Source organism: Streptomyces odonnellii (assembly GCF_000981895.1).
Taxonomy (GTDB): domain Bacteria; phylum Actinomycetota; class Actinomycetes; order Streptomycetales; family Streptomycetaceae; genus Streptomyces; species Streptomyces odonnellii.
Genome location: NZ_LATD01000098.1, coordinates 1 through 22,458 on the forward strand (window position 1 = coordinate 1; position 22,458 = coordinate 22,458).

The window sequence follows — 22,458 nt, forward strand, 5'->3', positions numbered from 1 at the left end:
CCGCGGGCGATTTCCCCGGGCCGTATCCCCGGCCGCGCCCCGGGCCGTGCCCCGGGCCGCGCCCCCGGCCGTGCCCCAGGGCGTGCCCCCGAGCGGCGACCGGCCGTGCCCCGGGCGCCGACCGGGGCGCTCGGCCCCGCGCCCACCGGCATACCCTGGCGGGCATGGCCATGTTGATCCTCGTACGTCACGGACGCTCCACCGCCAACACCGCGGGCGTGCTCGCCGGCTGGACGCCGGGGGTTGCCCTCGACGAGCGCGGCGCCGAGCAGGCCGCCGCGCTGCCGGGCCGGCTGGCCGGGGTGCCGCTCGCCGCCGTCGTCACCAGCCCGCTCCAGCGCTGCCGCGAGACGCTCCAGCCACTGCTCGACGCCCGCCCCGGGCTGGAGGCGCGGACCGACGAGCGGATCGGCGAGTGCCACTACGGCGACTGGTCGGGCCGCAAGCTGGCCGAGCTGGCGGACGAGCCGCTGATGACCGTCGTACAGCAGCACCCCTCCGCCGCCGTGTTCCCCGGCGGCGAATCCATGCGCGCCATGCAGACACGCGCCGTGGAGGCCGTACGGGAGTGGAACGCGCGGATCGAGGAGGAGCACGGCGAGGACGCCGTCTTCCTGATGTGCTCCCACGGGGACATCATCAAGGCGCTCGTGGCGGACGCCCTTGGGATGCATCTGGACCTCTTCCAGCGCATCCATGTGGACCCCTGCTCGGTGACCGCCATCCGGTACACACGCCTGCGCCCCTTCCTGACCCGGCTCGGCGACACCGGGGATCTCGCCGGACTGGCGCCTCGTGAGAACAGCGGCGGCGGCAGCGGTGTTGTGGGAGGCGGCGCGGGAGCACCGTGATCGCTCCGCGCAGTAGGGTGGACGCGCCGTCCGCGTGATCCAGGGGCCGTCCCCGGACCCCGGTTCCGCCCACTGCTGTTGATCTGTATCCGTCACGCCATATCCATCACGCCACATACGCGTTACGCCATATCCGTCACCGAATCCGTCACTGCCCGTCAGTGCCGGACGATTTCCAAGGGAGCAGGACGTGTCCCGTCAGGTGTTCCTCTACGATCCGCCGGACCGCTTCGTGGCCGGTACGGTCGGGCTGCCTGGACGCCGTACGTTCTTCCTCCAGGCTTCCGCCGGGGGGCGCGTCACCAGCGTCGCCCTGGAGAAGACCCAGGTGGCCGCGCTCGCCGAGCGCATCGACGAGCTGCTCGACGAGGTCGTACGCCGTACCGGGGGGAACGCCCCCGTACCGGTCATGGCGCCCTCCGAGATCTCCGACTCCGCCCCGCTGGACGCCCCCGTCGAGGAGGAGTTCCGGGTCGGCACCATGGCGCTGGCCTGGGACGGCGACGAGCAGCGCATGATCGTCGAGGCCCAGGCCCTCGTCGAGCTGGACGCCGACACCGAGGAGGACCTCGCGGAGGCCGAGGAGCGGCTGCTCCAGGACGAGGAGAACGGCCCGCCGATGCTCCGCGTCCGGCTCTCCGGCGCCCAGGCCAGGGCCTTCGCCAAGCGCGCCCTGGACGTGGTCAACGCGGGCCGGCCGCCGTGTCCGCTGTGCAGTCTGCCGCTCGATCCGGAAGGACATGTATGCCCGCGCCAGAACGGATACCGCCGCGGAGCGTGACCGTTGCCGATCTGCTCGCCAAGGGCGAGCTGACCGTGCGCGGGCAGATCCGTGAGGCGTCCAACGCGGTGCTCTACTGCTCCGTCTCGTACGAGGGCGAAGAGGCCCACTGCGTCTACAAGCCGGTCGCGGGGGAGCGGCCCCTGTGGGACTTCCCCGACGGCACGCTCGCCCAGCGCGAGGTCGCCGCGTACGAGGTCTCCGAGGCGACCGGGTGGGCCCTGGTGCCGCCGACCGTGCTGCGGGACGGCCCGTACGGTCAGGGCATGTGCCAGCTCTGGATCGAGTCCGAGGAGGAGGGGGCGGCCCCGCCGCTGCTGGCCCTGGTCGAGGGCGAGGAGCCGGACGACGGCTGGAAGGCGGTCGGCTTCGCCGAGGTCGGCGAGGGGCGCACGGCACTGCTCGTGCACGCCGACGACGAGCGGCTGCGCCGGCTCGCGGTGCTCGACGCGGTCATCAACAACGGTGACCGCAAGGGCGGGCATCTGCTCTCCGCCGCCGGGGGGAAGCTCTACGGCATCGACCACGGTGTCACCTTCAATGTCGACGACAAGCTGCGCACCCTGCTGTGGGGCTGGGCCGGCGATCCGCTGCCGGCGGAGGTGCTCGACGTGCTCGCGCGGCTGGAGGACTCCCTGACGGAGCAGGCGCCCCTCGCCACCCGGCTGGCCGAACTCATCACGGCGGCCGAGACCGACGCCGTACGGGCCCGGGTCCGTGAGCTGCTCCGTACCGGCCGGCACCCGGAGCCCTCGGGCCAGTGGCCGGCGATCCCCTGGCCGCCGGTCTAGAACCCCTCCCGGCATCCGACGGAGCCCGGTCCCGTCCGGCGCGCATCTCCCGGACGGCACAAGCATGTTCCGGCCCGGGGCGCAAGAGTGCCCGGGCGGCCACGAGGGCACCCATCCGGTTCGTATCCGGAACTTCCATCCGGTTACGCTCATGGCATGTATGCCTGGCCCGCTTCCGAGGTCCCCGCCCTGCCTGGCAGTGGCCGCGACCTCAGGATTCACGACACCTCGACCAATGGCCGAGTCACCCTCGAGCCCGGTCCCGTCGCCCGTATCTACGTCTGCGGCATCACCCCGTACGACGCGACCCACATGGGTCATGCGGCGACCTACAACGCGTTCGACCTCGTTCAGCGCGTGTGGCTCGACACGAAGCGGCAGGTTCAGTACGTCCAGAACGTGACGGATGTCGACGATCCGCTGCTGGAGCGGGCGCGGCGCGACGGGGTGGACTGGACCGGTCTCGCGGAGCGCGAGACAACGCTCTTCCGGGAGGACATGACCGCGCTGCGGATGCTGCCGCCCCAGCACTACATCGGCGCGGTCGAGGCGATACCGGGCATCGTGCCGCTGGTGGAGCGGCTGCGTGACGCCGGGGCGGCGTACGAACTCGACGGCGACATCTACTTCTCGGTGGCGGCCGACCCGCACTTCGGCGAGGTCTCCCGGCTCGACACCGAGGCCATGCGGCTGCTGTCGGCGGAGCGCGGCGGCGACCCCGACAGGCCGGGCAAGAAGAACCCCCTGGACCCGGTGCTCTGGCTGGCCGCCCGCCCGGGCGAGCCGAGCTGGGACGGAGGCACGCTGGGCCGGGGCAGGCCCGGCTGGCACATCGAGTGCGTGGCCATCGCCCTCGACCACCTCGGCATGGGCTTCGACGTCCAGGGCGGCGGCAGCGATCTGGCCTTCCCGCACCACGAGATGGGCGCCTCGCACGCCCAGGCGCTGACCGGTGAGCACCCCTTCGCACGCACCTATGTGCACGCCGGGATGGTCGCCCTCAACGGCGAGAAGATGTCCAAATCCAAGGGCAACCTCGTCTTCGTGTCCACGCTGCGCCGCGAGGGCGTGGACCCGGCGGCGATCCGGCTCGCCCTGCTCGCGCACCACTACCGTTCCGACTGGGAGTGGACCGACGAGGTCCTCCGGGAGGCCGAGGAGCGGCTGGCGCGCTGGCGGGCCGCGGTGTCGCGGCCTGACGCACCGGCGGCCGAGGGGCTGCTCGAAGAGATCCGCGAGGCACTGGCGGACGATCTGGACGCCCCGGCGGCGCTGGGGGCGGTCGACCGCTGGGCGGCGCTCCAGGACTCCACGGGCGGTACGGACGAGGGGGCGCCCGGCGTGGTTTCCCGAGCGGTCGACGCACTGCTGGGAGTCGCGCTCTAGAAGTGCTCAAGGCGTGATCCTGGACCGCTCCAGGAGCGGTCCAGGACTGCTCCAGGCGTACGGAGCCGCCAGACCCGGGCCTCTGGCTCCGGACCCGGGCCTCTGGCTCCGGACCCGGGCCCCCGCCGCCGGGCACGGGTCTCTGCCTGCGGACGCGGGTCTCGGGACGCGGGTCTCTGGTTACGGTCTCCGGATGCCGTCTCCGGATGTACGGAGCGGGGCGGCGCCCCAGTGGCGCCGCCCCGCTCTCTCCGTTCCGCCGCCGGGGCGAGCCCTCAGTCCTCCGAGGAATCGTCCTCGCCGTCCGGCCCCGGCTGAGGACCTCCCGTACCCGGCTCCGAGCCCTGGTCGGTGTCCTTGCCGGACTCGCCGCCACCGCGCGGCGGCCGCTGCGCCCGGCCGCGCCCGCCCGAGGCGTCCCGCAGATATGACGGGCCCTCACCGCTCTCCGTGGCATGGCCTCCCGGCGCCTGCCCGGGACCGGGACCGCCGTCGCGCCGACGCAGATAGCGTTCGAATTCCCGGGCGATGGCCTCGCCGGACGCCTCGGGAAGCTCGGCGGTGTCCCGCGCCTCCTCCAGCGACTGGACGTACTCCGCCACCTCGCTGTCCTCGGCGGCCAGTTGGTCCACCCCGAGCTGCCAGGCCCGCGCGTCCTCGGCCAGCTCGCCCAGCGGGATCCGCAGCCCGATCAGGTCCTCCAGCCGGTTCAGCAGGGCCAGTGTCGCCTTCGGGTTCGGCGGCTGCGAGACATAGTGCGGCACCGCGGCCCACAGGCTCACCGCGGGGACGCCGGCATGGGTGCAGGCCTCCTGGAGGATGCCGACGATGCCGGTCGGTCCCTCGTACCGGGTCTCCTCCAGATCCATCGTCCGGGCCAGGTCGGTGTCCGAGGTGACACCGCTGACCGGCACCGGCCGGGTGTGCGGGGTGTCACCGAGCAGCGCGCCCAGGATGACCACCATCTCCACGCCCAGCTCATGGGCGAAGCCCAGCAGCTCGTTGCAGAACGACCGCCAGCGCATGGACGGTTCGATACCCCGGACCAGCACCAGGTCACGGGGCTTCTCGCCGCCGACCCGCACCACGGAGAGCCGGGTGGTCGGCCAGGTGATCTTCCGCAGGCCGCCGTCCAGATAGACCGTGGGCCGATTGACCTGGAAGTCGTAGTAGTCCTCGGCGTCGAGCGCCGCGAACACCTCGCCCTTCCACTCCCGGTCGAGATGGGCGACCGCTGTGGAGGCTGCGTCGCCCGCGTCGTTCCAGCCCTCGAACGCGGCCACCATGACCGGGTCGATCAGCTCGGGAACCCCCTCGAGCTCGATCACCCAGTGCCTCCTTCCGAAGTTCCCTTTCGTACGGACCAACCTTACGGCTTTCCGCGTGCCCGCCCGCAGCCCCGTGCACGCCCGGGTGAACTTCGGCGAACCGGGGCATAGGCCGGAGAACCGATGCTTCTTTCTGAAGATTCATCCGAGCTGTCATCGTATTTTTCGTTCTAACTCTGGACGATCGCGCCTCCCCGACGCTATACATCGGATGACCGCATCAGGTCGGATGTTCTTCTCAGGGAGCGTGCATGAGTCAGACCGTCACGGGGTTCGAGGTTCACGACATCCGTTTTCCCACCTCGGAACAGCTCGACGGCTCCGACGCCATGAACCCGGATCCCGACTACTCGGCCGCCTATGTGGTGCTGCGTACGGACACCGGAGCGGAGGGGCACGGATTCTGCTTCACGATCGGGCGGGGCAACGAGGTCACCGCCGCCGCCATCGAGGCGCTGCGGCCGTATGTGCTGGGCAGACCGGCGCCGCTCGCCGCGGACGCCCTCGCCGCCCTCTACTTCGAGCTGACCCATGACTCCCAGCTCCGCTGGCTCGGCCCGGAGAAGGGCGTGATGCACATGGCCGCGGGCGCGGTCGTCAACGCCGCCTGGGACCTGGCGGCGAGCGCCGCGGGCAAGCCCGTCTGGGAGTTCCTCGCCGGCATGACGCCCGAGGAACTCGTCTCGCTCGTCGACTTCCGCTATCTCACCGACGCCCTCACCCCCGACGAGGCGCTGGCCATCCTGCGCGCCGCCGAGCCGGGCCGCGCCGAACGGGCCGCCCGGCTGCGTGCCGAGGGCTACCCCGCGTACACCACCTCGCCCGGCTGGCTCGGCTACTCCGACACCAAGCTCGTCACCCTCGCCCAGCAGGCCGTCGCCGACGGATTCACACAGATCAAGCTCAAGGTGGGCGGCGATCTGGAGGACGACATACGCCGGATGAAGCTGGCCCGCGCCGCCGTCGGGCCCGACATCCGGATCGCCGTCGACGCCAACCAGCGCTGGGACGTCGCCGACGCGGTCCGCTGGATGGCGGCCCTCGCCCCGTACGAACCGCACTGGATCGAGGAGCCCACCAGCCCCGACGACATCCTCGGCCACGCCGCCGTACGGGCCGGTCAGCCGGTCAAGGTGGCCACCGGCGAACATGTCGCCAACCGGGTCATGTTCAAGCAGCTTCTCCAGGCCGAGGCCGTCGACTACGTTCAGATCGACGCGGCGCGGGTGGCCGGCGTCAACGAGAATCTGGCGATCCTGCTGCTCGCCGCCAAGTACGGCAGACCCGTCTGCCCGCACGCCGGCGGGGTCGGGCTCTGCGAACTCGTCCAGCATCTCTCGATGTTCGACTACGTCGCGGTGTCGGGGAGCCGGGAGGACCGGGTCATCGAGTACGTCGACCACCTCCACGAGCACTTCGCCGACCCCGTGGTGATCACCTCAGGACGCTATGCCGCGCCGAGCGCGCCGGGCTTCTCGGCCCGCATGCTCCCCGGGTCGATCGCCGCGCACCGCTATCCGGAGGGGCCGGTCTGGCAGGCCCGCCGCCGCACCACAGAGGAGAGCAACCGATGACGGACGTACGGGACTTCGAGGGGCTCGGCGCCCTGGTGACCGGTGGTGCCTCGGGCATCGGCGCGGCCATCGCCACCCTGCTCCTGGCCCGGGGCGCGCAGGTCGCCGTACTGGACCGCGACTGCGCGGGCGTGCCCGCCGGGACCCTGCCGCTCAAGGCGGACGTCACCGACGACGAAGCGGTACGGACCGCCGTGGACACCGCCGCCGCGGAGTTCGGCGGACTGCACACGGTGGTCTCCAACGCCGGACTCGGCGCCATCGGGACGGTCGCGGACAACCCGGACGAGGAGTGGCGGCGGGTCCTCGACATCAATGTCCTCGGCATGGTCCGCACCGCCCGGCACGCCCTGCCCCATCTGCGCCGCTCGGCACCCGAGCGGCCCGGCTGCGTCTCGATCACCCAGACCTGCTCGATCGCCGCCACCGCAGGACTGCCGCAGCGCGCCCTCTACAGCGCCAGCAAGGGCGCGGTGCTGTCGCTGACCCTGGCGATGGCCGCCGACCACGTCCGCGAGGGCATCCGGGTCAACTGCGTCAACCCGGGCACCGCCGACACCCCCTGGGTGGGCCGGCTGCTCGACCAGGCCGCGGACCCCGAGGCGGAACGCGCCGCCCTCGAAGCCCGCCAGCCCACCGGACGGCTCGTCGCCGCGGCCGAGGTCGCCGCCGCCGTCGCCTATCTCGCCAGCCCCGCCGCGGCCGCCGTCACGGGGACGGCGCTCGCGGTCGACGGCGGAATGCAGGGACTGCGCCTGCGGCCCGCCAACTGAGCCGCACCTCACCAAAAAGGATCGGGACATCATGCAGCGACACCGCACGGGACGCATCGCCCCGCAGAGACTTCCACTCCGGCGGCTCCGTACGACGGGAGCCTCGGCCTGCGCCGTGGTCCTCGCCGTCGCGGCGCTGGCCGGCTGCAACCGTGACCAGGGCAGCGACGCCGCGGGCGGCGGCAAGGTCGGTATCGACCTGCCGCGCAGCGACAGCGACTTCTGGAACTCGTACCAGCAGTACATCGAGAAGGGCGTCGACGGGGGCGAGGTCGAGGCGCTCCCCCTGACCAACTCGCAGAACGACATCGGAAAGCTCGTCTCCAATGTCCAGGTCTTCACCGACCAGGGCGCCAAGGCCGTCGTCATGGCCCCGCAGGACACCGGCGCGATAGCCGAGACGCTCCAGACGCTGAGCGACAAGAAGATCCCCGTCATCAGCGTGGACACCCGCCCCGACAAGGGCGACGTCTACATGGTCGTACGGGCCGACAACCGCGCGTACGGCGAGAAGGCCTGCCAGTACCTGGGCGAGCAGCTCAAGGGCAAGGGCAAGGTCGTCGAGTTCCAGGGCGACCTCGCCTCCATCAACGGGCGTGACCGCTCCGAGGCGTTCAAGTCCTGCATGGACCAGAAGTTCCCCGGTATCCAGGTCTTCGAGCTGGCCACCGAGTGGAAGGGCGACGTGGCCTCCGCCAAGCTCCAGTCCACGCTGGCCGCCCACCCCGACATCAACGGCATCTACATGCAGGCCGGCGGTGTCTTCCTCCAGCCGACCCTCGCCCTGCTGGAGCAGAAGAAGCTCCTCAAGGCGCCCGGCACCTCGGGGCACATCACGATCATCTCCAACGACGGCATCCCCGAGGAACTGGACGCCATCCGCGAGGGGAAGATCGACGCCACCGTCTCCCAGCCGGCCGACCTCTACGCCAACTACGCGCTGTACTGGGCCAAGCAGGCGCTCGCGGGCGTGACTCCCAAGGAAGGCCCGACCGACCACGACTCCACCATCATCAAGATCCCGAACGGCTTCGAGGACCAGCTTCCCGCGCCGCTCGTGACCAAGGAGAACGTGGACGACCCGAAGCTGTGGGCCAACCAGCTGGAGAAGAAGAGCTAGCGATGGACTCCAAGCGGCAGGAAGCTCCGGCTGCGGTACACGCTGAAGGCATCGTCAAGCGCTTCGGTCCCACTCTGGCGCTCGACGGTGTCAAGCTCACCGTGCGGCCCGGCGAGTCCCACGCGCTCGTGGGGCGCAACGGCGCGGGCAAGTCCACCCTGGTCAGCGTGATCACCGGGCTGCACAGGCCGGACGCGGGCAGGGTCACCTTCGGCGGGGAGCCCGCACCGGCCTTCGGCGACACCACGGCCTGGCAGTCAAAGGTCGCCTGCGTCTACCAGAAATCGATGGTGGTCCCGGACCTGACCGTCGCGGAGAATCTGTTCCTGAACCACTACGGCCTGGACCGGGCCGCCGGGGGATCCGGCGGCCGGTTCATCAGCTGGCGCGGGCTGCGCGCCCGGGCGCGGGCGCTGCTCGCGGAGTACGGAGTCGATGTCGACCCCAACGCCCGCGCCAAGGATCTCCCGGTCGAGCAGCGGCAGTTCGTCGAGATCGCGCGGGCGCTGTCCTTCGGCGCCCGGCTGATCATCCTCGACGAGCCCACCGCGCAGCTCGACGCCCGAGGTATCCAGCGGCTGTTCGACAAGCTCCGGGAACTGCGGAGCCAGGGAGTGGCGTTCCTCTTCATCTCCCACCATCTCCAGGAGGTGTACGACCTGTGCACCGCCGTCACCGTCTACCGTGACGCCCGCCATGTGCTGACGGCCCCGGTCGCCGACCTCTCGAAGGCGGATCTGGTGTCGGCGATGACGGGGGAGTCCGCGGGCACGGCCGTGGCCTGGCACGCCGCGCGCAAGACCGCGCCGGACGCGGGGACCGCGCCCGTACTGGAGGCCGAAGGGCTGGCCCTCGACGGTGAGTTCGAGCCGCTGGACCTGGCCGTACGGCCGGGTGAGGTGCTCGGTCTCGCGGGTTCCGCGGCCAGTGGCAACACGGCGCTCGGCGAGACGCTGGTGGGGATGCGCGCGCCGACCGCGGGGCGGATCGCCGTACGCGGGCGCGTGGTCAAGCCCGGCAGCGTCCCGCACGCGCTGGACGCCGGCATCGGCTACATCCCCGAGGAGCGGCACCGCCAGGGCCTCGTGCTGGACCGCAGCGTCGCCGAGAACGCCACGCTCACGGTCACCGACCAGCTCGGCCCCTGGGGGACCGTACTGCCGTCGCGTACCCGGGAGTTCGCCCAGGGCATGATCGATTCGCTGGACATCAAGACCCAGGGCCCGGAGCAGCCCGTCTCGGGGCTGTCCGGCGGCAATCAGCAGAAGGTCGTCGTCGCCCGCGCGCTGGCGCGCGGCCCGAGCGCGCTGGTCGCGCTGCGGCCCACCGCGGGCGTCGACGTGAAGTCGAAGGACTCGCTGCTCGGCGTGGTGCGCAGAGTGGCGGACGAGGGCAGCGCGGCCGTGATCATCTCGGACGAGCTGGACGATCTGCGGGTGTGCGACCGGGTGCTCGCCCTGTTCCACGGCCGTGTGGTGGCGTCGTTCGGAAGCGGGTGGACCGACCGGGAACTGGTCGCCGCCATGGAAGGTGTGGGAGAGCGGGAATGACCGGGACGATACGACCGCCGGTGGCGGAACAGACGGCCGTGGGAGCCAAGGCGCCGGGGCGGCTCCAGCTCATCCGGTGGAGCGACTTCTCACTGGTGCCGGTGATCCTGGTGCTGATGGTGATCGGCTTCATCGTCTCGCCGGTCTTCCTCACCTCCAGCAATCTCATCAGTGTCGTCCAGCAGTCCTCGGAGCTGAGCCTGCTGGTCCTCGGCCAGGCGCTGATCCTGATCTGCGGCCGGATGGACCTGTCGCTGGAGTCGACGATCGGTATCGCGCCGGTCGTCGCGATGTGGCTGGTGCTGCCCACGGAGGGCGGCCGGTTCGCCGGACTCGGTCTGCTGCCGGTCTGGATGGCCATCCCCGCCTGTCTGCTGGTCGGTCTGGCCATCGGGGCGATCAACGGCTTCCTGATGCTGAAGCTGCGGGTCAACGGCTTCATCGCGACCCTCGGCATGCTCACCATGCTGCGCGGTCTGCACATCGGTATCACCGAGGGCAAGTCGATCACCGATGTCCCGGAGTCCTTCCGGTACCTGGGCAAGACCGACTGGCTGGGGGTCCCGGCCGCCGTCTGGATCTGTCTGGCGCTGTTCGCGATCGGCGGCGCGGCGCTCGCCTGGCTGCGGCACGGGCGGTCGCTGTACGCCATCGGCGGCAACCCGGAGGCGGCCCGCGCCGCCGGTATCCGGGTGGACCGCGTCACCTGGATCGTGCTGGCCATCGGCGGGCTGCTGGCGGCCTTCGCCGGCATCCTCTACACCGGCCACTACGGGTCGGTCGCCGCCACCCAGGGCAATGGCTGGATCTTCCAGGTCTTCGCCGCGGCCGTCATCGGCGGGATCAGCCTCAAGGGCGGGCGCGGCACGCTGTTCGGGGCGCTGACGGGCGTACTGACCCTTCAGCTCGTGGTGAATGTGATGACGCTCGGGGGAGTGCCCGCGCTCTGGAACCAGTTCCTCAACGGCGCGATCATCATCGTCGCGCTGGTGATCTCGCGCTTCGCGAGCGGTGAGAAGCAGGACTGACGCTACGCACGCGGCGCCGCTGCCGGCCCCTGGGACCTGGTGGTCCCAGGGGCCTCCGGCGTCTTTGAGGGCCGGCCCCTTCGGCGTCTCAGAGCGTCGACCTCAGCCACATCTCCACGCTCGCGATGTGCACGGTCGCCCAGGACCTGGCCGCCTCGGCGTCCCGGTCCCTGAGCGCCGCCAGGATCGCCCGGTGCTCGTGGAGCGTACGGCTGACCGCGTCCTCCTGGGTCAGCCCGCGCCAGATCCTGGCCCGGGTCGTCGGTCCCGAGAGCCCGTCCAGCAGCGAGCAGAGCACCGAGTTCCCCGACGACTGCACGATGCCCCGGTGGAACTCCAGATCCGCCGCGACGAGCTGCTCCACCGAGGGCCATGCGCCGAGCTCGTCCAACTGCGCGTCCAGGACGTCCAGTTCGGCCGCCGTGATCCGCGCGCTCGCCATCGCGGTGGCGGCCGGCTCCAGGATCCTGCGTACGGCGAGGAACTCCAGCACGGTGTCGTCCCGGTGGAAGTCCACCACGAAGCTGAGCGCCTCCAGCAGGAGTTGGGGGTCGAGGCTCGTGACATACGTGCCGTCGCCCTGCCGTACATCGAGGATGCGGATCAGCGAGAGCGCCCGTACCGCCTCGCGCAGCGAGTTGCGCGACAGCCCCAGATCGGCGGCGAGTTCGCTCTCCTTCGGGAGGCGGTCTCCCGGCCGCAGCGCACCGGAGACGATCATCCCCTTGATCTTCTCGATGGCCTCGTCGGTGACTGCCATGGCGACCTCCATACATCCGATGTATCGGCCTTCATTATGCGTCCCGGAAGCCGGAGAAGGGGCGCTCCGGAAAAGGAGCGCCCCTCGATTTCGTACGCGTGTCATGCCGTACGGATGTGCCGACGGGCCGAAATGCCGCTGCGTATCGCGCGGATGTGCGGATTGTGCCGTCGCCCAGGGCGCGGCGCCGGGCCGGGCCGGCCGCTGTCGCCGGGCTGGCTCAGCCGTCGCCGTCGTCGAGCCAGCCCATGGTGCGGTCGACGGCCTTGAGCCAGTACCCGTACTCGCGGTCGCGGGTCGCCGCGTCCATCCTCGGTGTCCACTCGGCGGCCCTGCGCCAGTTGGCGCGCAGCGCGTCGGTGTCGGGCCAGAAGCCCACCGCCAGACCGGCGGCATAGGCGGCGCCGAGGCAGGTGGTCTCGGAGACCATCGGGCGCACCACCGGCGCGTCCAGGACATCGGAGAGCGTCTGCATCAGCAGATTGTTGCCCGTCATCCCGCCGTCGACCTTGAGCGCGGTCAGCTCCACCCCGGAGTCCTTGGACATGGCGTCGCTGATCTCCCGCGTCTGCCAGGCCGTCGCCTCCAGCACCGCGCGGGCCAGGTGCGCCTTGGTGACATAGCCGGTCAGCCCGGCGATCACCCCGCGGGCGTCCGCGCGCCAGTGCGGCGCGAACAGACCGGAGAAGGCGGGTACGAAGTACGCCCCGCCGTTGTCGTCGACCGAGGCGGCCAGGGCCTCGATCTCGGCCGCGGAACCGATCAGCCCCAGTTGGTCGCGCATCCACTGCACCAGCGCGCCCGTGACCGCGATGGCCCCCTCCAGGGCGTACACCGCGGGCTCGTCACCGATCCGGTAGCCGACGGTCGTCAGCAGTCCGCTGTACGAATTGACGGGCTTGCCGCCGGTGTTCATCAGCATGAAAGTGCCGGTGCCGTAGGTCGACTTGGCCTCTCCCACGGCATAACAGGCCTGCCCGAAGAGCGCCGCCTGCTGGTCGCCGAGCGCCGAGGCGACCGGTACACCGTCCAGGACGCCGCCCTTGGCCGTGCCGTACACCTCCGACGAGGACCGGATCCTCGGCAGGACCGCGGCCGGCACCCCCATGGAGGAGAGGATCTTGGGATCCCATTCGAGGGTGCGCAGATTCATCAGCATCGTCCGGGAGGCGTTGGTGACATCCGTGACATGCGCGCCGCCGTGGACCCCGCCGGTCAGATTCCAGATGACCCAGGAGTCCATCGTGCCGAAGAGGATCTCCCCGCGCTCGGCGCGCTCCCGCAGACCGGCCACGTTGTCCAGCAGCCAGCGGATCTTCGGGCCCGCGAAGTAGCTGGACAGCGGCAGACCGGTCTCGCGCCGGAACCGGTCCTGGCCGACATTGCGGCCCAGCTCCCGGCAGAGGGCGTCGGTACGGGTGTCCTGCCACACGACGGCGTTGTGGACGGGCACACCGGTGCTCCGGTCCCAGAGCAGGGTCGTCTCGCGCTGGTTGGTGATCCCGATCGCCCGGACATCGGCGGAGGTGATGCCCGCCTTCCGCACCGCGCCCGCCACGACCTCCCGCACATTGGCCCAGATCTCGACCGCGTTGTGCTCCACCCACCCCGGCTTCGGGAAGATCTGCTCGTGCTCCTTCTGGTCGACGGCGACGATCCGGCCGTCCCGGTCGAAGACGATGCAGCGGCTCGATGTGGTGCCCTGGTCGATGGCCGCGATGAACGGCCCGGCCGCGCGTGCGGTGCCGGTGGTGGTTGCGTCGCTCACGGTGTCCGCTCCTGCCCGGTGCGCGGGATCCGCTCCCGGAACCCGTCCCCTACCGATCATCCGCCATTCGCCCCGGGACCGCCCGGTGCCGGTGCCGCCGCACACCGTGGATCTCGTCCGCTCGCCGAGATGCCCCACCACGAAGGGGCCCGCCCGGCTAGGCTGGCCGGGTGCGTCTTCGATCAGGGGACGCAAAGCCGACAGCCGTCGCATCCCCGGGAGTACTTTCATGGCCTCGTCGCCGACCCCGTCCACCGACAGCCGGACCCGTATCGAAGCCCTCCGTGAGGCGCTCGCCACCCGAGTGGTGGTGGCCGACGGCGCGATGGGCACGATGCTCCAGGCGCAGGATCCGACGTTGGAGGACTTCCAGAATCTGGAGGGCTGCAACGAGATCCTGAACGTGACACGCCCGGACATCGTCCGGTCCGTCCACGAGGCGTACTTCTCGGTCGGTGTGGACTGCGTGGAGACGAACACCTTCGGTACGAATTTCGCGGCCCTCTCCGAGTACGACATCCCCGAGCGGGTCTTCGAGCTGGCCGAGTCGGGCGCGAGCATCGCCCGGGAGGCCGCGGACGGGTTCACCGCCTCCACCGGGCAGCAGCGCTGGGTGCTGGGCTCCATGGGCCCGGGCACCAAGCTCCCGACGCTGGGGCACGTCCCGTACCTCACCCTGCGCGACGCCTACCAGCAGAACGCCGAGGGCCTGATCGCCGGCGGCGCCGACGCGCTGCTGGTGGAGACCACCCAGGACCTGCTCCAGACGAAGGCCGCCGTCCTCGGCGCCCGCCGCGCGCTGGCCGCCACCGGCACCGACCTGCCGGTCATCTGCTCCGTGACGGTCGAGACGACCGGCACCATGCTGCTCGGCTCGGAGATCGGCGCGGCGCTGACCGCGCTGGAGCCGCTGGGCATCGACATGATCGGCCTGAACTGCGCGACAGGCCCGGCCGAGATGAGCGAGCACCTGCGCTATCTGGCCAGGCACTCCCGTATCCCGCTGTCCTGCATGCCGAACGCGGGCCTGCCGGTCCTCGGCAAGGACGGCGCGCACTACCCGCTGTCGGCCGGCGAGCTGGCGGACGCGCAGGAGACCTTCGTACAGGAGTACGGGCTGTCCCTGGTGGGCGGCTGCTGCGGTACGACGCCGGAGCATCTGCGCCAGGTCGTCGAGCGGGTACGGGGCACGGCGCTGACGGAGCGCGAGCCGCACCCCGAGCCGGGCGCCGCCTCCCTCTACCAGACCGTGCCGTTCCGGCAGGACGCCTCGTACCTCGCGATCGGCGAGCGGACCAACGCCAACGGCTCGAAGAAGTTCCGCGAGGCCATGCTGGACGGCCGCTGGGACGACTGTGTGGAGATGGCCCGCGACCAGATCCGCGAAGGTGCGCACCTCCTGGACCTCTGTGTGGACTATGTCGGCCGTGACGGTGTCGCCGACATGGCCGAGCTGGCGGGCCGCTTCGCCACCGCCTCCACCCTGCCGATCGTGCTGGACTCGACCGAGCTGAAGGTGATCGAGGCCGGTCTTGAGAAGCTGGGCGGCCGCGCGGTGATCAACTCGGTGAACTACGAGGACGGGGACGGCCCGGAGTCACGGTTCGCGAAGGTCACCGCGCTGGCGGTGGAGCACGGCGCCGCGCTGATCGCGCTGACCATCGACGAGGAGGGCCAGGCCCGTACCGTCGAGCACAAGGTCGCCATCGCCGAGCGCCTGATCACCGACCTCACCACCAACTGGGGCGTCCACGAGTCGGACATCCTCGTCGACTGCCTCACCTTCACCATCTGCACCGGCCAGGAGGAGTCCCGGGGCGACGGCATCGCCACCATCGAGGCGATCCGCGAGCTGAAGCGCCGCCACCCCGAGGTGCAGACCACCCTCGGCCTGTCGAACATCTCCTTCGGCCTCAACCCGGCCGCCCGCGTGGTGCTGAACTCGGTGTTCCTGGACGAGTGCGTCAAGGCCGGGCTGGACTCGGCGATCGTGCACGCCTCGAAGATCCTTCCGATCGCCCGCCTGGACGATGAGCAGGTCAAGGTCGCGCACGATCTGATCTACGACCGGCGCAGCGAGGGGTACGACCCGCTCCAGAAGCTGATGGAGCTGTTCGAGGGCGTCAACACCAAGTCGATGAAGGACGGCCGGGCCGAGGAACTGCTCGCGCTGCCGCTGGACGAGCGTCTTCAGCGGCGGATCATCGACGGCGAGAAGAACGGCCTGGAGACGGATCTCGGCGAGGCGCTGGAGAGCCGCCCGGCCCTGGACATCGTCAATGACACGCTGCTGGAGGGCATGAAGGTCGTCGGTGAGCTGTTCGGCTCCGGCCAGATGCAGCTTCCCTTCGTGCTCCAGTCCGCCGAGGTCATGAAGACCGCGGTGGCGTTCCTCGAACCGCACATGGAGAAGACCGACGCCGAGGGCAAGGGCACGATCGTGCTGGCCACCGTCCGCGGGGACGTCCATGACATCGGCAAGAACCTGGTCGACATCATCCTCTCCAACAACGGCTACAACGTGGTGAACCTGGGGATCAAGCAGCCCGTCTCCGCGATCCTGGAGGCCGCCGAGGAGCACAAGGCGGACGTCATCGGGATGTCCGGTCTGCTGGTGAAGTCGACCGTGATCATGAAGGAGAACCTGGAGGAGCTGAACCAGCGCAAGCTGGCCGCCGACTACCCGGTCATCCTCGGCGGCGCCGCCCTCACCCGCGCCTATGTCGAGCAGGACCTGCACGAGATCTACGAGGGCGAGGTCCGCTACGCGCGCGACGCGTTCGAGGGCCTGCGGCTGATGGACGCCCTGATCGCGGTCAAGCGGGGGGTGCCCGGCGCGGTCCTCCCCGAGCTGAAGCAGCGCCGGGTCAGGGCCACGGCCGGCACGGTGGTCGAGGAGCGCCCCGAGCAGGGCGCGGTCCGCTCGGACGTCGCCCTGGACAATCCCGTACCCGCCCCGCCGTTCTGGGGCACCCGGGTCGTCAAGGGCATCCAGCTCAAGGAGTACGCCTCCTGGCTGGACGAGGGCGCCCTCTTCAAGGGGCAGTGGGGCCTCAAGGAAGCCCGCAAGGGCGGCCCCAGCTACGAGGAGCTGGTGGAGAGCGAGGGCAGGCCCCATCTGCGCGGCTGGCTCGACCAGATGCACACCCAGAACCTGCTCGAAGCCGCCGTCGTCTACGGCTACTTCCCCTGCGTCTCCAAGGGCGACGACCTGATCATCCTCAACGACGACGGCTCCGAGCGCACCCGCTTCACCTTCCCGCGCCAGCGCCGTGGCCGCCGCCTCTGCCTCGCGGACTTCTTCCGTCCAGAGGAGTCGGGCGAGACCGATGTGGTGGGCCTCCAGGTCGTCACCGTCGGCTCGAAGATCGGTGAGCGGACGGCCGAGCTGTTCGAGGCCAACGCCTATCGCGACTACCTCGAACTGCACGGTCTCTCCGTCCAGCTCGCCGAGGCCCTCGCCGAGTACTGGCACGCCCGGGTCCGCTCCGAGCTGGGCTTCGCCGGTGAGGACCCGGCCGAGGTCGAGGACATGTTCGCCCTGAAGTACCGGGGAGCCCGCTTCTCGCTGGGCTACGGCGCGTGCCCCGACCTGGAGGACCGGGCCAAGATCGCCGCGCTGCTGGAGCCCGAGCGGATCGGCGTCCAGCTCTCGGAGGAGTTCCAGCTCCACCCTGAGCAGTCCACCGACGCCATCGTCATCCACCACCCCGAGGCCAAGTACTTCAACGCTCGCTGACCCGCGCCGGGCCCCGGGCCGCAACGGGTTCGCGGATCCCGGTCGGCGCGGGGCCCGGACGAGTCGTACACTTATCGGTCCAGTGCAGGCCGGTCGCCTGTCCCGGCGGGGTACCCCCGCGGGAAAGGTGACCGGCCTTCTCGTCCCTCATGGAGGTGTGCCGGATGACCAGTACGGTCCCCGCGTCCTTGACCCGTACGGCCGAAGGGTCGGCCCTCGACGCAGTCCTGCTCGACATGGACGGCACACTCGTCGACACGGAGGGATTCTGGTGGGACGCCGAGGTGGAGGTCTTCAAAGCCCTCGGACACGTTCTCGACGAGACATGGCGCGATGTGGTGGTGGGAGGCCCCATGACCCGCAGCGCGACCTTCCTGATCGAGGCCACCGGCGCCGCCATCACCCTCGCCGAGCTGACCGTACTGCTCAACGACACCTTCGAGGACCGCATCGGACGCGGCGTACCGCTGATGCCCGGTGCGACGCGCCTGCTCACCGAGCTGGCCGCGCACGAGGTGCCCACCGCCCTGGTCTCCGCCTCGCACCGGCGCATCATCGACCGTGTCCTGGCCTCCCTCGGGCCCGAGTACTTCTCGCTCACCGTCGCGGGCGACGAGGTGCCCCGTACCAAACCGCACCCCGACCCCTATCTGCTGGCCGCCCGGGGCCTGGGCGCCGATCCCGCGCGCTGCGCGGTCATCGAGGACACTGCCACCGGGGTCGCCGCCGCCGAGGCCGCCGGCTGCCGGGTCGTCGCCGTACCGTCCGTCGCGCCGATCGCGCCCGCCGCGGGACGGATCGTGGTCGGTTCGCTCGAAGACGTCGATCTGGTATTCCTGCGCGGGATGATGACGCAAGGACACTGATCCGCGTACAGAGCGTCGCACCGGAATACGGACGGACGGAAACTCTGGGCATTGGCACGGATATTTTCCGTTACCCTCGCGGCGGACAATCCCCGTCCCGCTAAACGGCCCCCGGAGTGACCTTTATCACTTGCTCTCTCGTCGACAGGCGTGGGCGGGGCTGCTCCATGACCGCCGGGACCGGGTCCCCCTGTGCCCTTGTGTCCGGATTGGTGGAGGCGTGTACGAAACATTCCGGTGCTCGTATATCCACACGCCGCTATTGCCGATCACTGTGTGATTACGTTTCAGATCAGGCCCGTTCCGGCAATACCGGAGCCTCAGACTAATCTCGTCGCGAGCACTTCGCCGCATCAACGACGTGTCCCGACGACCCACCAAGTCGCCATGCACACAGGACCGATCGCCCTGTATCCCGGCCCGATCGCACTGCCCCGAACGGGTGGGCGCGGCGGAGTCTCCGATAGCACCGCTGTATCTCAGTGCCGGATGAGGGAGTACGTCCAGGATGAACCGCAAGACTTTGGCGCTGTCGGCCGTGATCGGCCTGCTTGCGCCCGTGCTCGCCGGTTGCGGCGGCTCGGACGGTGGGTCCGACGGCGGTGATGCCATTGTCGTGGGCACCACGGATCAGTACATCGCCACACCGGAGGGCCCCGCCCCGCTGGACCCGGCCTTCGCGTACGACACCGGCTCCTGGAACGTGCTCCGTCAGACCATCCAGACGCTGATGCATGTGCCGCGCGGCGGCGGAGCGCCGGTGCCCGAGGCCGCTTCCCGGTGCGGATTCACCGACCGGGAGAACGAGAGCTACCGCTGCACGCTGCGCGAGGGTCTCAAGTTCTCCAGCGGCGACCCCCTCACCGTCGAGGACGTGAAGTACTCCATCCAGCGCGTCCTGGACATCAAGGACCCCAGCGGTGTCTCCGGTCTGCTGAGCAATATCGACACCATGGAGACCAACGGCGACTCCGAGATCGTCTTCCATCTCAAGTCGCCCGACGCGACCTTCCCGTACAAGCTCTCCACCCCGCCGGCCGGCATCATCAGCCGCAAGTCGTACGACCCCAAGAAGCTCCGTGACGGCTTCGGTGTCGACGGCTCGGGCCCGTACACCTTCAAGGCCGAGGTCAAGAACGACACCGTCGTCAAGGCGATCTTCACCAAGAACCCCGAGTACAAGGGCGATCTCAGCCTCCAGAACAACAAGGTCGAGCTGGTGCCCTTCAAGGACGCCGACGACATGGGCACGGCGCTCGACTCCGGTGACATCGATGTGATGACCCGTGCCATGACGCCCGAGCAGGTCCAGGGGATGATCGACAACCCCAAGGAGAACATCCAGCTCACCGAGATGCCGGGTCTGGAGATCCGCTACCTCGCCTTCAACACCGACGCCCCGGTCGCCAAGGAGAAGGCGGTACGCCAGGCCATGGCGTACACCATCGACCGCGGCCAGCTCGTCACCAAGGTGTACGGCGCGATGGCCGAGCCCCTGTACTCGCCGATCCCGTCGAGCGTCGCGACGCACACCAACTCGTTCTTCAACAAGTACGGTGACGCGAATCCGGCGAAGGCCGCGCAGGTGCTGGAGGACGCCGGTATCACCACGCCGGTGAAGCTCACGCTGGACTACACCACGGACCACTACGGCGAAGCCACGGTCAAGGAGTTCGAGACCCTCCGGGAGCAGCTCAACAGCAGCAAGCTCTTCGACGTCACCATCAAGGGCGAGGAGTGGAGCGTCTTCCGGCCGAACCAGACCAAGCGGGAGTACGCGATCTACGGCATGGGATGGTTCCCGGACTTCCCGGACCCGGACACGTACGTCGGACCCTTCTTCGACAAGGACAACTTCCTCAACTCCCCGTACAACAACCCCAAACTGCGGAATCAGCTCATCCCGCAGTCGCGCCGCGAGGCCGACCGCAGCGCCGCCTCGAAGACCTTCGCGCAGATCCAGGACATCGTCGCCGAGGAGGTGCCGGTGCTGCCGCTGTGGCAGGGCAAGCAGTACGTGGCCGCGCGCGACGACATCGCGCGGGTCGAGTGGGCGGTCAACTCGTCCGCGGAGCTCCAGCTCTGGGAGCTGCGCCGCGGCACGAGCGCGCCTTCCGACTGACCGGGGAGCTAGACCGCAAACGTGAGGCCGGCCGGGGCGTGCCCCGGCCGGCCTTCGCCGTTCCGCGGAACGGGCCGGTCGCCGCTGGAGGCGCTGCCCGCTACTGCGCGCCGGGGCGGACCAGCCCGCTCTCGTACGCGTACACCGCCGCCTGCACCCGGTCACGCAGCCCCAGCTTGGTCAGCACATGCCCCACATGCGTCTTGACGGTGGTCTCGCTGACGAAGAGATCCGCGGCGATCTCCGCGTTCGACAGCCCGCGCGCCACCAGCTTGAGCACCTCGACCTCGCGCTCGGTGAGGGTGTGCAGGGTGTCGGGCACCGGCTCCTCGCCGGACGGGAGATGGTCCGCGTACTTGTCGAGCAGCCGGCGTGTGATGCTCGGCGCCAGCATCGCCTCGCCCGCCGCGACCACCCGGATCGCCTGCACCAGTTCATTGGCGGGGGCGTCCTTGAGCAGAAAGCCGCTGGCCCCGGCGCGCAGCGCCTCCACCACGTACTCGTCGAGGTCGAAGGTCGTCAGCACCAGCACCTTCGCCGGACCGTCCCGGCCGGGGCCGGTGATCTGACGGGTCGCCTCCACCCCGTCCATCCGCGGCATCCGGATGTCCATCAGCACCACATCGGGCTGGAGCGCGCGGACCTGGTCGATGGCCTGGAGGCCGTCCCCGGCCTCGCCGACGACCGCGATGTCCTGCTCGGCCTCCAGGATCATCCGGAAGCCGGTGCGCAGCAGCGGCTGGTCATCGACCAGTAGGACGCGGACAGTCACGGGGAACTCCTTCACTAGACCGGCCCCATTCTGCCCTGACCGCCCACCCGCGATTCCGCCGGGCGCGAACCCCCTGATACGCCCTAAGGGGCCTCGGGCGCCGGGGCCGGCGGCCGTACGCTCAGCGGATACACCGGCGGCGTACCGCCGAATTCCGGACAGAAGGCCTGGTGGTCGCACCAGCCGCAGAGCTTCGTCGGCCGCGGCCGCCAGTCGCCCGTCTCGGTGGCCTCCCTGATCGCGTCCCACAGGGCCAGCAGCTTGCGCTCCACCCGCTTCAGATCCGCCTCCACCGGGTCGTACGTCACGACCTCGCCGCTGCCCAGATAGACGAGCTGGAGCCGGCGCGGCAGCACCCGCTTGAGCCGCCACACCACCAGCGCGTAGAAGGTCATCTGGAACAGCGCCCCCTCCGCGTACTCGGGCCGGGGCGCCTTGCCCGTCTTGTAGTCGACGATCCGCACCTCGCCCGTCGGCGCCACATCGACCCGGTCGATCACCCCGCGCAGCCGCAGCCCCGACTCCAGCTCCGTCTCGACGAACATCTCCCGCTCGGCGGGCTCCAGCCGCGTCGGATCCTCCAGCGAGAACCAGCGCTCCACCAACTCCTCCGCCTGGCCCAGCCAGCGCGCCAGCCGCTCGCCCTCCGCGTCCTGCGCGAACAGCTCGCCCAGCTCGGGACGGGACTTCAGCAGCCGGTCCCACTGCCCGGGAATCAGCGCCTTGGCGCGCGGCGCCGTACGCTCCACGGCCGGGGCGTCGAAGAGGCGCTCCAGCACGGCGTGCACCAGCGTGCCGCGCGTGGCAGCCTCGCTGGGCTTCTCCGGCAGCTTGTCGATCACCCGGAACCGGTACAGCAGCGGGCACTGCATGAAGTCGCTCGCACGCGAGGGCGACAACGAGGCGGGCGGCTGCGCGGCGGGTGCCGGCGCCGAGGACGGCGGGCTCGTACTCATGACGCAAACCCTATGGCCCGACACTGACAGCCAGGGCCTCTCGTTCGGGTCTGGCTGGGCTCGCGGCCCCTGGCACCGTGCCTCGCCGCGTTGTCGTCGGTCGCCGACGCTCCGCGGCAAGGCGGAGGAGGGAGCCCAATCCACGGCACCAACGCCGACATCAGCCGCTCCCGAGGCGGGCGCTCCCTGATCCAGCCAGACCCGAACGAAAGACCCTGGACCCTGTCCTGTGGGACCCCGCCCAGCCGAATACCATCGACCACGGAGCCTCTCGCACTGGCATGATCGAGCGG

General features: G+C 70.2%; 17 protein-coding genes. 12 read left to right on the forward strand and 5 right to left on the reverse strand.

Annotation, left to right across the window (positions count from 1 at the left end):
* Nucleotides 1–164 precede the first annotated feature (164 nt).
* The 4 genes from WH07_RS11050 (at nucleotide 165) to mshC (ending at nucleotide 3,809) form a co-directional block, all read left to right on the forward strand.
* Nucleotides 165–851 (forward strand): histidine phosphatase family protein, encoded by a 687-nt coding sequence (locus WH07_RS11050; protein ID WP_046498745.1) that lies wholly within the window; start codon nucleotides 165–167, stop codon nucleotides 849–851.
* A gap of 190 nt (nucleotides 852–1,041) precedes the next feature.
* Entirely contained in the window at nucleotides 1,042–1,632 is a 591-nt protein-coding gene (locus WH07_RS11055; RefSeq protein ID WP_046498749.1) for a DUF3090 domain-containing protein, read from the forward strand.
* The gene (locus WH07_RS11060) at nucleotides 1,596–2,423 is read left to right on the forward strand and encodes an SCO1664 family protein (protein WP_046498751.1); all 828 of its coding nucleotides are present in this window, start codon (nucleotides 1,596–1,598) and stop codon (nucleotides 2,421–2,423) included. Before WH07_RS11055 ends, WH07_RS11060 begins: the two co-directional genes overlap by 37 nt.
* A 156-nt stretch (nucleotides 2,424–2,579) precedes the next feature.
* A complete protein-coding gene (gene mshC / locus WH07_RS11065) occupies nucleotides 2,580–3,809 on the forward strand; it encodes a cysteine--1-D-myo-inosityl 2-amino-2-deoxy-alpha-D-glucopyranoside ligase (protein WP_046498754.1) in 1,230 nt (409 codons plus the stop codon).
* Between the two features lie 275 nt (nucleotides 3,810–4,084).
* On the opposite strand, the gene WH07_RS11070 is transcribed toward mshC, so the two are convergent.
* Nucleotides 4,085–5,137 carry a PAC2 family protein gene (locus tag WH07_RS11070; RefSeq protein ID WP_046498755.1) on the reverse strand — a complete coding sequence of 351 codons (1,053 nt, stop codon included), beginning with the start codon at nucleotides 5,135–5,137 and terminating at the stop codon, nucleotides 4,085–4,087.
* Between the two features lie 251 nt (nucleotides 5,138–5,388).
* On the opposite strand from WH07_RS11070, the gene WH07_RS11075 reads away from it, so the two are divergent.
* From WH07_RS11075 to WH07_RS11095, 5 genes are read left to right on the forward strand one after another with little or no spacing between them, the layout of a single operon-like run.
* Entirely contained in the window at nucleotides 5,389–6,711 is a 1,323-nt protein-coding gene (locus WH07_RS11075; protein ID WP_046498759.1) for an enolase C-terminal domain-like protein, read from the forward strand.
* Complete coding sequence (locus WH07_RS11080; RefSeq protein ID WP_046498761.1) at nucleotides 6,708–7,484, forward strand: SDR family NAD(P)-dependent oxidoreductase; 777 nt, start codon at nucleotides 6,708–6,710, stop codon at nucleotides 7,482–7,484. Before WH07_RS11075 ends, WH07_RS11080 begins: the two co-directional genes overlap by 4 nt.
* A gap of 31 nt (nucleotides 7,485–7,515) precedes the next feature.
* Entirely contained in the window at nucleotides 7,516–8,604 is a 1,089-nt protein-coding gene (locus WH07_RS11085; RefSeq protein ID WP_046498764.1) for a sugar ABC transporter substrate-binding protein, read from the forward strand.
* 2 nt (nucleotides 8,605–8,606) lie between these two features.
* Nucleotides 8,607–10,154 carry a sugar ABC transporter ATP-binding protein gene (locus WH07_RS11090; RefSeq protein ID WP_046498766.1) on the forward strand — a complete coding sequence of 516 codons (1,548 nt, stop codon included), beginning with the start codon at nucleotides 8,607–8,609 and terminating at the stop codon, nucleotides 10,152–10,154.
* Entirely contained in the window at nucleotides 10,151–11,182 is a 1,032-nt protein-coding gene (locus WH07_RS11095; RefSeq protein WP_046498767.1) for an ABC transporter permease, read from the forward strand. Before WH07_RS11090 ends, WH07_RS11095 begins: the two co-directional genes overlap by 4 nt.
* Before the next feature lie 88 nt (nucleotides 11,183–11,270).
* On the opposite strand, the gene WH07_RS11100 is transcribed toward WH07_RS11095, so the two are convergent.
* Nucleotides 11,271–11,942, reverse strand: a complete 672-nt coding sequence (locus WH07_RS11100; protein WP_046498853.1) for a FadR/GntR family transcriptional regulator — start codon at nucleotides 11,940–11,942, stop codon at nucleotides 11,271–11,273.
* A gap of 220 nt (nucleotides 11,943–12,162) precedes the next feature.
* On the reverse strand, nucleotides 12,163–13,710 hold the full coding sequence (gene glpK, locus WH07_RS11105; RefSeq protein ID WP_046498771.1) for a glycerol kinase GlpK: 1,548 nt from the start codon (nucleotides 13,708–13,710) through the stop codon (nucleotides 12,163–12,165).
* A gap of 229 nt (nucleotides 13,711–13,939) precedes the next feature.
* Here glpK and metH point away from each other — a divergent pair, with 229 nt between their 5' ends.
* The 3 genes from metH (at nucleotide 13,940) to WH07_RS11120 (ending at nucleotide 20,437) form a co-directional block, all read left to right on the forward strand.
* Complete coding sequence (gene metH / locus WH07_RS11110) at nucleotides 13,940–17,449, forward strand: methionine synthase (protein ID WP_046498774.1); 3,510 nt, start codon at nucleotides 13,940–13,942, stop codon at nucleotides 17,447–17,449.
* A gap of 164 nt (nucleotides 17,450–17,613) precedes the next feature.
* Nucleotides 17,614–18,315 carry an HAD family hydrolase gene (locus WH07_RS11115; RefSeq protein ID WP_046498777.1) on the forward strand — a complete coding sequence of 234 codons (702 nt, stop codon included), beginning with the start codon at nucleotides 17,614–17,616 and terminating at the stop codon, nucleotides 18,313–18,315.
* A 508-nt stretch (nucleotides 18,316–18,823) separates the two neighbouring features.
* A complete protein-coding gene (locus WH07_RS11120; protein WP_046498780.1) occupies nucleotides 18,824–20,437 on the forward strand; it encodes an ABC transporter substrate-binding protein in 1,614 nt (537 codons plus the stop codon).
* Between the two features lie 100 nt (nucleotides 20,438–20,537).
* Here the strand turns inward: WH07_RS11120 and WH07_RS11125 are convergent, their stop codons facing one another.
* Together WH07_RS11125 and WH07_RS11130 are read right to left on the reverse strand one after the other, a co-directional pair.
* A complete protein-coding gene (locus tag WH07_RS11125; RefSeq protein WP_046498782.1) occupies nucleotides 20,538–21,209 on the reverse strand; it encodes a response regulator in 672 nt (223 codons plus the stop codon).
* Between the two features lie 83 nt (nucleotides 21,210–21,292).
* Nucleotides 21,293–22,165, reverse strand: a complete 873-nt coding sequence (locus WH07_RS11130; RefSeq protein WP_079023135.1) for a RecB family exonuclease — start codon at nucleotides 22,163–22,165, stop codon at nucleotides 21,293–21,295.
* Nucleotides 22,166–22,458 lie beyond the last annotated feature (293 nt).